A 13335-nucleotide genomic window follows, 5' to 3' on the forward strand; every position below is an offset into this window, starting at 1 on the left:
TCTGCTGTCCTCGCTGCTGCTGACCAAATCACGAAAACCCTTGCTTATTTTTCTAAATTGCTACTTTCCTTTACACCGAATTTTTCAACATAGGTACGTGGACTCTCCTTATAGAATTTCTTAAATGATTTGCTAAAATACTTTGGATCATTGAACCCGACCTGATAAGCCACCTCGCTGATACTCAAACCTGTATCGTTCACCAAAATATAGGCTGCTTTCTTGAGACGGACCATATTAATAAATTCAACCAGATTCAGTCCCGTTTGCTGCTTAATCTTGCGGTACAAAACAGAGCGGCTCACACCGATGGCTTTTGTAAGATCAAGCACGCCAAAATCTTCGCAGCCCAGATTTTCTTCAACAATCTTCAACACTTGATCCAAGAAACGAGTTCTTTCGGGCAGATCTGTTCCCTGCGCTCCAAGAAGATAATGCTGTACAAATTTTTCCTCCAACCTTTTCCGCGTCTGTAAGATGTTAGAAATTTTCTGAATGAGGTGCGGCATACTGAAGGGCTTGGTAATGTAATCATCTGTACCGATTTCAAATGCCTCTGTGATATAAGGATCAGCTGTGCGGGCTGTCAAAAGAATCACCGGAATATGATTTGAACTGCTATCATTTTTAATCTGCTGCAAAAGTGTGATTCCGTCACAGTTGGGCATCGTTACATCCGAAATGATAATATCGGGCTGTTTTGTTTGCACCAATTCCAGGGCCTCAATACCATCGTTGGCTTCCAAAACAATATATTTTTTTCGTAAATTTTCACATAGAAAACAACGTAGCTCCACATTGTCCTCGGCAACAAGTATGATGGGTTTATCTTCCTCCGCCGCAGGACGCTCAATTGCTGTTTTTGTAGTATCCACATAGGGCATACCGGCATCTGCTGGGTCAGCGCATATCATCCCTGGAGTATCCGTTAAGACCGGTAGCTCTTCGATGACGACAGCGCTCTGGGGCAGGCTGATCCGAAATACCGTATTGTAGTCTGTCGTTTCCTGTACCATATTGCTTTCAACAGTGAGTTTCCCGCCGTGCAACTGGACAATGGAACGGCAAAGTGCCAAACCTATTCCACCGTTGGTAGCCGACAAGCCTTTTGTATTGGCCTGATAAAATTGTTCAAATACAAAAGGAATATCTTTGGGTGGGATTCCACGCCCGGAATCCCAAACGGAAACAAGCAATTTCTCCAACTCACCTTCCACTTCTAGCTCAACCTGTATCTTTATTTTACCCCCCTTATCCGTAAATTTAAACGCATTATAAATCAAATTGACAAGGACTTTTTCAAATTGTTCCGGATCGAAACCTGCAACGTAATTAGGACTTACCTTATTATCCAGAAAAAACTGAATATTATTTTTTTCGGCAATAAAGTGAAAATTCTGGCGAATGTTTTCCAAATACGTAGCAAGATGAACCTTTTGGCAAAACAATTTCATCTTTCCGCCTTCATGTTTTCTGAAATCAAGCAGCTGATTGACCAGATTCATCAACCGATCGGCATTTCTCGTCGCATAACCAAGGTGCTCCTGTGCATACGCTGAAAGCGATCGGTCGCCTTTTAATTGATTTAACGGCCCGATAATTAATGACAATGGCGTACGGAATTCATGGGAGATATTGGTAAAGAAATTCAGTTTTGCTTCATGGAGCTCCTCCTGTTTTTCCGAATCTATTTGCCGAATCAAAAGGTCCTGTTTCAATTTATTCCGGCCGTGGAAAAATCGGATAACCAAAAAACCGGCCGCAGCAAAAAGAAGAAAATAGCCGCTATAGGCCCACCATGTCTTCCAGGGTGCTGGCAGCACTTTAATCTTCAAAACCGTTGCCTTTTCGTTCCATACCCCATCGTTGTTGGCCCCCTTTACCCAAAGCTCGTAGGTACCAGGGTCTAAATTGGTATACGTAGCCACGGGATTGCTCACATAATTCCAGTCTTGATCAAAACCTTTCAGATAATACGCGTATTGATTTTTCTCCGGATGGACATAATTCAACACACTGAATTCGAGACTAAAAACATTTTGATTGTGATCAAGTATCAATTCATCCATCATGGATATATCTTTGGGAATAACAGCATCAATACCTGGGAGAACTGTTTTATTGAATAATTTCAGCTCTGTAAACTGAATGGGGGGAATATAATTATTGACACTTAAACTATCCGGATTAAATAGGGTGAAGCCGGAGAAACTTCCAAAGGCAAGTTTTCCGTCCCGCAACATTGCTGCTGCATTTTGAATATATTCGTTGCCAGGAAGACCATCGGTCTTCGTATAGGTGCGTACATGACCCGATAGGGGGTCGAAACAAGAAATCCCTGTATTTGTACTCAACCACAATTTGTTTTTCAGATCGCTCAACATCGCAAAAACATTGTTGATCGGCAATCCATTTCGTTCATTGAACCTTTTGAACGCTTTCTTCTCCGGAAGATAGCGATTGAGCCCGCCCATATAGGTACCGATCCAAATCTGTCCTTTTCGATCTTCATGGATACTCACAATATCATTTCCGCTAATTGAAAGAGAATCTTTCTTGTCATTTAGAAAGGAAACAAATTTATCGGTACCGGCTAGTTTTAGATTTAACCCATTGGAAGTACCGATCCATAGATTACCTTTTGAATCCTCTAGCAAAGCGCGCACCATATTGGAGCTCAATTGCTTTCCTGCAACATCAAATGTCTGGAAAGATCCCACTTTCTGGTTTTTACGAAGCACCTGTAGTCCGCCACCGAACGTGCCAATCCAAATATCGCCATTGCGATCCTCTAAGATTGCATAGACATTATTGTTTGCCAGGCCATTACTTACATTGGGATCGAAACGAAAATGTTCATAGCCTTGTTGCCCCTTTCGTCTTAAATTCAATCCACCGTCATAGGTACCTACCCATAAGTTCCCTCCCTTATCTAGACAGATGGACTTCACATTGTTATGACTTAGGCCATTCAGGTTATTTTTATCGTGACGTTCACTAAAAAACGAATTCGTACGCCGATTAAAATAATTCAATCCTCCACCCTCAGTTCCGATTACAAGTTCTCCCATTCCATTTTCAACAAAAGCGCTCACCACATTGTAACTTAAGCTATTGCGTTTAGCTTGATGGGTAAAATTCTGAAAATTGGGAATATCCTTGTCATAGATATTGACCCCTCCAAAATAGGTTCCGATCCAAATAGATCCCCTCTTATCCTGAAATATAGGACGAATGGAATTATTGCTTAAGCTATTGGGATTTCCATCGTCTGCCTGAATAAAAAGCAGTTTTCCATTTTGATAAACATATAGGCCATTGAATGTTCCGATCCAAATCTTTCCATCAACTGTTTTTTTTAAGGACCGTACATCTTGACTGGCCAAACCTGTATGATTGCCCGCTTCAGTTAACGAGGATATTTCGCCTGTATGCTCATTGATAATCCGAATCCCATTATATTTCGTGCCTACCCAGAATACACCTGGACTAACCTCCAATACGGCCTGAAACCGTTGATTAACTTTATTATCTACTGATTTCTCTTTGAAGTAAGTCCGTAGAACCTTTAAACTATTTCCATCTTTCGATGCGGCCTGCATGAGTACAATGGCATCATCAGTACAAAACCACAATCGCTTTCTGCGATCCTCATACACGGTTCGAAAATTACGATAGTATTCTTTTCCCTGGCTTCTTTCAACGGTAATCTCATTGAAGACCAATTCCGCTTCGAGATGCCGGCCCTCTTTAATCTTATACAAGCCTATATTTGTCGCAATCCAAATCTTGCCCTTGGAATCCTGAAAAATCTGATGAACGTTGACATCCATTTTTCCACTGCTACTCTCCACAGTAGGTAAGGGTATACGGATGAAATTGTCTGACGCACGATTGTATAAATTCAGTCCTGTCATTGTCCCTATCCAAAGCCGCCTTTTGTTATCTTCCGTAATCGCTTGAATAAAGTTGTGCTCTAAGGAAAGGCTATCTTGTGGATTGCTGCGGTAAATCGTAAACTTTCTGGCGTCGTACTTATTTAAGCCATCACGGGTACCGATCCACATAAAACCCAAATAATCTTGAGCAATAGCGAAAACGCTGCCCTGAGACAAACCTTCATTGACATCCAAGTGTAAAAAACGATAGTTTTTTTCCTGCGCATGCAAAACAGAAATTAACGCTAAAGCACAGCAAAAACAGCGCACAAAAACACGTAGTGGCATCATAAGGTATATAATTGAAATAGATGATAAAAATAATCATTCCATTGAATAAACACGAACAAGAATCACTTTAATCGATCTTTTAATTGTTGCTCATAAAGCGAGCCGATCGACATTATCCGGTTTTGATTTTCCCAATAACCAGCGTTTCTATTTTTCAATCTTCCAGCTACTTTCTCTCCCTTTACGCCTATGGCAAAATTTTGCCCAGAAGTCCAGGGCTGTTGTACTGCAGCACTTTTGACCGTACAATTCCATAAGACTTGTGTCACCCCAGCCCAACCGTGTCCACTCCCCCAATTACCCCGATCCTGCACATTAATTTCACCATCCGTTACGATTTGATCGTATAAGGTTCCAACAGCCCATCGATGATGTGGACCAATATCCGCATGTGTTCGTTCCGCGCTAGAAAGGCTAAAAACGTTCGGACCGAGGGTCCTGGCCCCTGTTACGTAATCATGACGACCTTCCGTCGTATAAAGTTCTTTAAATAAATTAAGCTGACCGTCATTATTGAACGAATACCTCCGCCCGCCTGTAATTTGAGATTTTCCATCCAGACACCGCGACTTCATTACTGTAATCTGTTTGGCAAAAGCACCAAGACTCACCGCCGCATAGCCAAAATAACGCGCGGTGATATTGCGCACCCAACCATTCGTTATTTTATCCATATCAATTGCAATCCAGCCGTGATTTTCGTCCGTATCACTTACAAAATCAGACTCGAACCGTATATTTTCGATCCCAACTTCACTTATACGCCCGTCGAAGGTGTAGGGAATGACGGCCACTTTTGCGTACCTCGGATCAATCGCCATCACCAGGGGATTATCAAAAAATACAGAGTCACCTCGAATGGCTAAAATAGTACGTTCAAAATTTAGCTTGTATTCCCGCGCTGTCCACTGTTTCGTCCCTTCTCTTTTTTCAATCTGGTTCATTCGAAGCGCTTCAATCCAGGCATCGTTCATTTCATACGAGAGGAGGACCTGCTCGCCCACTCTCCATTCCTTCGGACGATCGACCAGAACATAGTTAGCCCCTACAGGTCCATAGCCAGGCTTAACAAACTGTTGTCTAGCCTGGTCCACTGTATAATTACCCGTACCAGAAACTTTCAATAAGCTCCGTTGGTGCTGGCCTGCTGCTTTAAGCAGGGTTTGTCCTTCAGCATCCCCCTCACCTCTCAACACGACACCGCTGGCATGAATTTCCAAACTCCCAGGTATAGTGTACAGGCCTTTTTTTAACAAAACAGCACCTCTATAACCGTTTTTATCAGGTGGTTTTGCTGCTACGGCATCGATAGCCTGCTGTATAATTTGCTGATCATCGCCATTTACGCTGGGTTTTACCGTAACCACGACAGGAACATTGGGCAGCTTTTGATCACCTTGATGATAGCCCACATGGCTAAAGTCGGGGATGACGTTTCCTTGTGCATCCGGAAAATAGATCAATTGTCCCGCTGGATTTTTCCGGACCAGATCCGATTGCACTTTTCCGGACTGCAGCTCTTCTTGTCGATGCAGTGCTTCCAAGAAATAATAATCGGCGTAACTCAAAGGTTTATCCACTTCGGTATTGGAAGGTTTCGATCCCGTACTGTGTAATAATATAAAACCGCGATTTTTATTTGGTGGCGACATGTAATGGTCTATCAAGTTAGCCAATATGGTCTGTGCTTTTGCACGATAATCTTTCCCTTGGTTGCTATACGTGCTTAATTCCAACAGCCCCGATGCAATGACTGTCGCTGCCGACACGTCCCGTGGTTCATTTGGTATATGAGGTGCATCGAAATCCCAATAAGGGATCAAGTCTTTCGGCATATTAGGATGTGTAAACAGCCAATGCGCAACTTTTTCGGCTTGCTGCAGATATTTCGGATCGCCGGTTTCTCTGTAACACATCGTATATCCATAGAGTGCCCAGGCCTCACCCCGCGACCAGGTCGATTCGTCACTTAAGCCCTGATGGGTGTTTTTATGCTGCACAGCTCCTGTTTTCGGGTTGTAGTCTATCACATGATAAGTGCTGTAATCCGGTCTAAAATGATTTTTTAGCGTTGTGTTGGCGTGGCTCACCGCGATCTGATAATAAGTAGAGTCTCCAGTGAGTTTGGTTGCTTCAAACAGCAATTCTAGATTGAGCATGTTATCAATGATAACCGGAAAGTCCCAGCGGTGGCTATTGTGGTCCCACGAACGTATACAACCGACTGTTGGATTGAAGCGGGTTGCCAGCGTTTTGGCTGCCTGTACAAGCACCTCCCGGTACTGTGGATCTGCAGTTAAGCGATAACCATTTCCAACGCTACAGTAGATCTTAAAGCCCATATCATGGGTCTTACCATTAAATTGCTCCGCCTCGATCGACCTTGTTGTTTCCGAAGCGAGATCCTTCCATTGTTGTTTTCCCGACTTTTCGTAGAGAAACCATAGGACGCCAGGAAAAAAACCACTGGTCCAGTCCCCCCTTTTCACAGCAACCAGTTCGTTATCTGTGGAAAGCGTACGTGGCGAAACCAAGGATGAATCCCTTTTTTTCAAGAGCTGCAATTCTTTATAAAGTAGTTGAGCTTGTTGATCTGCAAGGCCCCACGCTTTTTGCAGCTGCCTGGTACTCTGTGCCTCAACGTGTTGAAAAGCGCACAGAATTCCCGTCAAAAATAGTGCTTTGGCAATGGATGGCCTTTTTAAATTTCGAAAGCGCAAAAAGAGGGTATATCTTCGCAAAGACGTCGCATTAACATTCATGTTATCTGTAGGTTTTTAAGGTGAAATGGTTAAGTTATTTTATAAAGAGCCAGGAAAATCAAAGCCATATAATCGGGTTGCGAATGGGCAAATTTCGAACAACCTCTTCTTGTTCAGGTGCATGATCAAGCTTTTTCCAAAGCTGCAGATAGTCTTTATTCTGGTAAGCTTCTGCCGAAAATACGAGTGCCGGATGCGCAATTGGCCACTGATCCCAATACATGACATCTTTCGGATACGGCCATTTTTCTTTATCTGCAATATAAGGGACCATAAAATCAACACCCGTTTTTATTGTCCGCCCATCTGACAATGTATACTGCCAAAGGGAGGTGTTGGTCTTGGACAAAATCTGGCAGATCATGGTCATCGCATCCAGATTAAACAACGCGTATCCATAAGGTTTTGTCCGCTGCAATTCTCTCGGAAAACTGCCATTAGACTCCATTTGATTCGGCAATAACACGTGCGCATAGCGATCTGCACATCTGTTGAGTAATACCGTGTCTTGCACCAAACTCGAAAATGCAGCGACCTGCATCACCCAACAGGTACCATGGTTATTGGCAGCATTCATTTCATCGATTCCATATTGATGCGTTGTAAGCCAGCGTAAATAGGTTGCAAACCAGCGATGTATGGCATCCTTAGCAGCCTGTGGAAAATTGGGGTCGTTTTCAAATATCTTTACGCCCTGTGCAACTTCCATCAGATGAATGGTATCAATAATGCCTATTCCTCGCCCTGTAAAACGCCCTTGTATAGCCTGAGCATAAAGAAGATTCGGATTCATCATCGTTTCTGCATCCACGAACCAAGCCTTTAAATGGCGAAGGGCCTGCTGTACGTATTTTTTATCCGGATTCAAACGATAGGCTGAAGCCAGTGCCCCCACAATTCGGCTGAAGCGGATCATCGCTTTACGATGTTCAACGAAATTGGCCGGACTAGTCATCCCATCCCGTTGAATATAGGGCGCAGCGGGATCTTTGGGATCGGGCCACCAATAATCACCTTCAGAATAAAAATCATGAATACCCCCGGCACTCCGAACTGCCTTATAAGCTGTCACAGTCACTGGCTTCTGCTTCATCGCCCACTTGGACTGCTTTAGGATAACAGGGCGCAGCGTCTGGATGATCTCCTGCTCAAAAACACCTTCCTTCATTTTTGCCCTCAAGAATAAAGGGAAAATTGCGATCCCAAGGAGACAGCCCATGACGCGAACAATTGATGTAAATTTCATTTTTCCTGGATTTTGATTTATAGCGGAACAATACGGTACCGTTTACCTTTTATGGTCTCAAATTGAACTTCAAACGTTTTTGGACCAGCTAAAAGGGGCAGTTTGGAAGAATCCGCTACCGTATACGGAAGTTGTTCCGGTTTATATAATAGCGCATTGTCTGTGACAGCTGCCGGATTTGATTCGACACCGACAACTTTAACGGGTAAAGGTGTACGCAAACGACAAACACCACCAATATTGGACACGATCATTGCTTCGGTCAATACGTTATTTTTCCAGGCAATATCTACGGTAAAGTTTCCCCTGGCCTTAATTCCTTTTATCGTCCCAGCAGACCATTCATCAGGTAGGGCCGGTAACAAGTGGACGGCTCCATCATGACTCTGCAGCAACATTTCAGTCATTCCCGCCGTAGCACCAAAATTCCCATCTATTTGAAAAGGTGGATGTGCATCAAATAGATTCGGATAGGCTCCGCCACCGCTCATCTGCGCACGGTCCAATTTGGGATCAATAAAATTTAAGGCATCCTTGAGGATTTTATAGGCATGATTTCCATCCTGAAGCCTCGCCCACCAATTTGTCTTCCAGGCCATCGACCAGCCGGTACTCACATCGCCCCTTAAAAGCAATGAACGCTTGGAGGCCGCAGCCAAAGCCTTGTTTTCTGCAAGGCTGATCTGATTGCCCGGGTATAATCCAAATAGGTGGGAAATATGCCGATGCTGGTCCTTTGGATCATCCCAATCTTTAAACCATTCCTGCAATTGTCCATATTGCCCCACCTGATAGGGATAAAGCTTCTCCTTCGCTTGTTCTAGTGCTGATTTAAATTCAGGATCAACGTTCAGTATAGCACAGGAGTGAATAACAGCTGTGAAAAGCTCCCGAATGATCGCCATGTCCATGGTAGAGGCCATGGTCAATTGATATTCCTTACCTGCTATTTTAATTGTATTTTCAGGTGAAGTGGACGGATTGGTGACGAGATATTTATTTCCGAGATCCGCAATCAGCCATTGCAACATAAATTGGGCTGCCCCTTTCATCAAGGGGTAGGCCTTCTCCTTCAAGAACGTTTTGTCACCCGTAAAACGGTAGTGTTCCCATAGATGTGTGCTCAACCAGGCTCCTGCCATAGGCCATGCCGACCAGCGCGGCATTCCTTTGGGATCCCAATCGTATCCGCCCGGAGGGGAAGTTTTGGCCCATAGATCGGAATTATGATGAACAACCCAGCCCTTATCGATATTGTAATTTATCGATGCTGTTTTGGCCCCATTGATAGCCAGCTCATCCATAAAATCAAACAAGGGTTGATGACATTCTGCAAGATTGGTATTTTCCGCGAGCCAATAATTCATTTCTGTATTGATATTGGTCGTGTAATTACTTCCCCAGGGCGGCTGCACATGATCATTCCAGATCCCCTGTAAATTAGCTGGTCTCCCTCCTTGTCTGGAACTGGCAATCAACAAGTACCGTCCAAAATGATAATACAGTGTCAGCAGCCCCAAATCGGCCGGTCCTTTGGAAAACTGTATGATACGTTGATCTGTAGGCAATTTATCATGCGCAGAGGTACCAGCCAGCTCAAAGGCTACTCGATTGAATAGTGCTTGATAATCTTTTTGATGATCGGAGAGTATGGTCTGAAAATTCTTTTTGGAGACAGTATGCATGCGGTTTTTTGCGAGCAGCGTGGCATCTTTACCTTCCTGACTCGGCGACTTATCAAAACCGTTAAAGCTTGTCGCTTCCGTCAAAAATAAAATCACCTCATCGGCGCCTATGATCTTAAGCTTATCCCCCTCTTTTTTTACCACACCACCGATATTCTTTACGCTTACCTGCATCGCAAAAGCCATCCCTTTTCCGCCAATACTGTCGTACACAACTTGTTGGGGTTCATAATCCCTATTGGCGACAAAACTTGGTGCTTTACCCTGCAAGGTCAGCTGATTATTCCCTTGCGCTGAAACACTGTATTTTAGCTTACTGGTTAAGGAAAGGTCGAATGTAATTGATTTTTTCTTGTCGGCCTTCAGTCGAACAACCAATGCTTTATCCGGAAAGCTGACAAAACTTTCTCTTAGGTATTGAACACCTTGATAGGAATAACTGACCAGATTGATCGCTCGCTCCAGATCCAGCTCCCGTTTGTAATCTTTTATCTTTTTTTCGTCCTGGTGAAAATCCAACCATAAATCGCCCATAGGTAAATACCGGGCAGAATAAGGTCCTTGCATTTTCTTCCAAAGAACTGCTGCCTCTTCATATTTTCCAGCAAAGATGGCTTGGCGCACCTGGGGTAAAACCTGCGGGCCGTTTGCATTATTGCCCGCATCGGGTTCACCCGACCATAGGGTATTATCATTAATTTGAAACCTATCTTTACTTAGCCCACCAAAGACCATCGCTCCTGTAGTGCCATTGCCTAGCGGTAGTGCCTCCTCCCAGAGCGAGGCCGGTTGATCATACCAAAGCTTGAGCTGCGGCGAATTGCCTTGTGCACGGCATGGCGCAAGCGACCCCATAAGGCCGAGCAGTAAAAAGAAGTTCAAATGATTCGTTGCTTTTAACATCTTGTGTTATTTTTCTATCGTTAACAAGGTACTTTTTGATCCTTCCATCCGGCCTGATACCACAGCGCTTCCCGAAGGCAGTCGAAGCTTAATCAATGCACGACCATTGTAGGCCTGCACTTTTTTCGACCCCGTAGAAGTGCCTTGGTCGACGATCAACTGACCATCGCCGGTCGAACCAAAATAGATCCAATCCTTTGCATCGAGACAGGGGGTATTGGTATTATCCACAATTTGAGCTTGCACAGTGATCATATCGCCTTCCGTGGCAATTTTTTCCACAAGAAGTTTTGCCGGTTTACCCCACTTTTTTGTCTGATACTGCTGTTCAATTTCATCCACGAGAATTTCCCGGCCGTTTTTCGCGACAGCTTTAATCTGATTGCTTCCTTCGTTCAGTTTCACCATCCAGCGCAAACCTGCCGCTGGAAAATCTTGGCTATTTCTTTTCTTTAGTCCTTGACTTTTGCCATTGACAAAAAGCTCAACCTCCTTGGCATTGGAATACACCTTGATCATTTTCGACTCGTCTTTTTCACCCCAACGGACCGGCCAGCTATGGCCATAAATATGCAACATTGGCTTCTCGGTCCAATACGACTGGAATACGTAGTACGATTCTTTTTTGGTAAAATCCCGTTCAACAACACCCTTCTGATTGACATAAGGCACAGGATTGTCTGGCCGGACCGGAGTTGAAAAATCTTTAAATGGCCAGTAGGCTGTTCCCGTGAGCCAAGGCATGGTTTCCTGTTCCTTTAAGTGCCAATCGATGAGATTACAGATGTAGCTTTCACTCCAATCGCCATCTTTAGAAACGCGTGCTGCTCCACCAATGAGCGACGCATCGCCTGCCCGTTCATCTGTTGTACCATCACCTTTGATTTTAGCTAGAGCACGGTCAGGGTCCTCTGCATGTCGTCTTGCATGACTATCCCCGCCCCACTCCACATGAAGGAAATGCTTTACCTTTTTCATTTCTTCCTCGGAGGCTGCTTTATAGTCGGTATAAACGCCTCTATACCAACCCGCCCAAATGGACGGAGAATAAACATCAACAATATCTTTACAGAAATCACAACGTCGTATCGCTGTTTTCCGGCTTGGGTCCAATTGATGAGCTAAGCCATTGAGTTCACTCATATAAGCTCTTATCTTCGCCTGATCAAACTCCGTAAAATCACCGGGCCAATCATTTTCGTTGCCGAGGCCCCAAATAATGACCGATGGATGATTATAATGCTGTTCAATCATATTGGTTAACATCCGTTTTCCCTGAAGCTGATAGACCTCTCCACCCAATCCACCTCTGCACCATGGAATCTCTTCCCAAACCAAAATACCCAGACTATCGCAGGCCTCAAGCACTTTACGACTCTGCTGATAATGTCCCAAGCGTATAAAGTTTACACCCATCTCTTTCATCAGGGTCATCTCCTGTAAGGTCTGATCGTCAGTCATTGCTGCAGCAACTCCGGCATGGTCTTCATGACGATGGGTACCGCGAAGCAAAAGTCTTTTCCCGTTCAGCAGAAAAGGACCTTTTTCTTTAAACGCTACATGTCTAAAGCCAAAGACACTCTCTTCCTTAAATACTTGTCCATTGCTTTTGATTGTCGTAACTAAACGGTATAAAGCCGGTTGATCAGGGCTCCAAAGCTGTGGCTTCTTGACCATGAATTGTCCAAATTCAAGATTTAATGCGCCCTTATTAACCTGTGGTTGCTGGGTTTGCACGATTTTTCCAGCGGGGTCGTAGAGCTGCATTTCGACTTCAAAATTAGTCTGAGCCGAAAATGGCATCAGTCGTCCATGGACGTTGGCTACCCCCTGCCTGCCATCAGCCCCTACTGACGCCTCAACAAATACACGTTCCAAGGCTGTCTGCGGAACATATTTCAGGTTTAGATGTCTGTAAATACCGCCATAGACGTTAAAATCAGACAGATTGGAGGGAATCATTTCTAAATCACGCGAATTATCCACACGAATTGAAAGCGGTATTTTACCCTTAAACTGTTTTTTAAAAGCAGCTGTTTTTTTAAACTTTTCAACCGCATCCGTAATGTCCACAGTCCATTCGTCGTATCCACCAACGTGCTCCCCAACTTTAACGGTATGGATATAAACAGCTGTCTTTTGTCCGGCTCCTTCAAAATGAAGGAGAGTGTGACCATTTAAATAGGGGTTGTCGATCTCCAGCGATTTTCTATACCAACTGGGTCCCTGATAATAATTGATAGCTGGATCAACAGCGTCCAGCGCATTATAACAATGCGGTAGATCAACCTGCTGCCACAATGGAACAGATTCGGGATTACCGACTCCCACCGGCCTTACAGCTTCCCAGATTCCACCCAGATCGCTCTTTAAGAAATCCCAGCCATGATCAATCCGCTTAACTTCCTGAGCGTGGAGCTGAGCAACTCCAAAAGTCAACAACAACGCAACTATTTTATTCAATCTACTTTTCTTCATTATGCTATTTTAGTATCTGCTTTCCATCTTAT

At 44.1% G+C, this 13335-nt stretch carries 5 protein-coding genes; all 5 read right to left on the bottom strand.

All coding sequences use genetic code 11. The features are described 5' to 3' along the window. Positions 1 to 44: 44 nt before the first annotated feature. The 5 genes from B3297_RS15975 to B3297_RS15995 all read right to left on the bottom strand — a co-directional run bounded on the left by B3297_RS15975 (position 45) and on the right by B3297_RS15995 (position 13303). On the bottom strand, positions 45 to 4229 hold the full coding sequence (locus tag B3297_RS15975; protein WP_286769768.1) for a hybrid sensor histidine kinase/response regulator transcription factor: 4185 nt from the start codon (positions 4227 to 4229) through the stop codon (positions 45 to 47). Positions 4230 to 4291: 62 nt separating this feature from the next. Then, entirely contained in the window at positions 4292 to 6991 is a 2700-nt protein-coding gene (locus B3297_RS24725) for a glycoside hydrolase family 88 protein (RefSeq protein ID WP_312905136.1), read from the bottom strand. A gap of 58 nt (positions 6992 to 7049) precedes the next feature. Continuing rightward, a complete protein-coding gene (locus B3297_RS15985) occupies positions 7050 to 8237 on the bottom strand; it encodes an alginate lyase family protein (RefSeq protein WP_286769769.1) in 1188 nt (395 codons plus the stop codon). 17 nt (positions 8238 to 8254) lie between these two features. After that, positions 8255 to 10825: a glycoside hydrolase family 95 protein gene (locus B3297_RS15990; RefSeq protein WP_286769770.1), complete on the bottom strand. Its 2571-nt coding sequence runs from the start codon at positions 10823 to 10825 to the stop codon at positions 8255 to 8257. A gap of 6 nt (positions 10826 to 10831) precedes the next feature. Then, positions 10832 to 13303: a glycoside hydrolase family 2 TIM barrel-domain containing protein gene (locus B3297_RS15995; RefSeq protein WP_286769771.1), complete on the bottom strand. Its 2472-nt coding sequence runs from the start codon at positions 13301 to 13303 to the stop codon at positions 10832 to 10834. Positions 13304 to 13335: the final 32 nt, after the last annotated feature.

The organism is Sphingobacterium sp. UBA3519 (assembly GCF_002377215.1).
GTDB lineage: Bacteria > Bacteroidota > Bacteroidia > Sphingobacteriales > Sphingobacteriaceae > Sphingobacterium > Sphingobacterium multivorum.

Bases quoted from the DNA above. Each gene is read 5' to 3' on its own strand.
- B3297_RS15975 (WP_286769768.1), bottom strand. From the start codon at position 4,229: ATGATGCCACTACGTGTTTTTGTGCGCTGTTTTTGCTGTGCTTTAGCG.
- B3297_RS24725 (WP_312905136.1), bottom strand. From the start codon at position 6,991: ATGAATGTTAATGCGACGTCTTTGCGAAGATATACCCTCTTTTTGCGC.
- B3297_RS15985 (WP_286769769.1), bottom strand. From the start codon at position 8,237: ATGAAATTTACATCAATTGTTCGCGTCATGGGCTGTCTCCTTGGGATC.
- B3297_RS15990 (WP_286769770.1), bottom strand. From the start codon at position 10,825: ATGTTAAAAGCAACGAATCATTTGAACTTCTTTTTACTGCTCGGCCTT.
- B3297_RS15995 (WP_286769771.1), bottom strand. From the start codon at position 13,303: ATGAAGAAAAGTAGATTGAATAAAATAGTTGCGTTGTTGTTGACTTTT.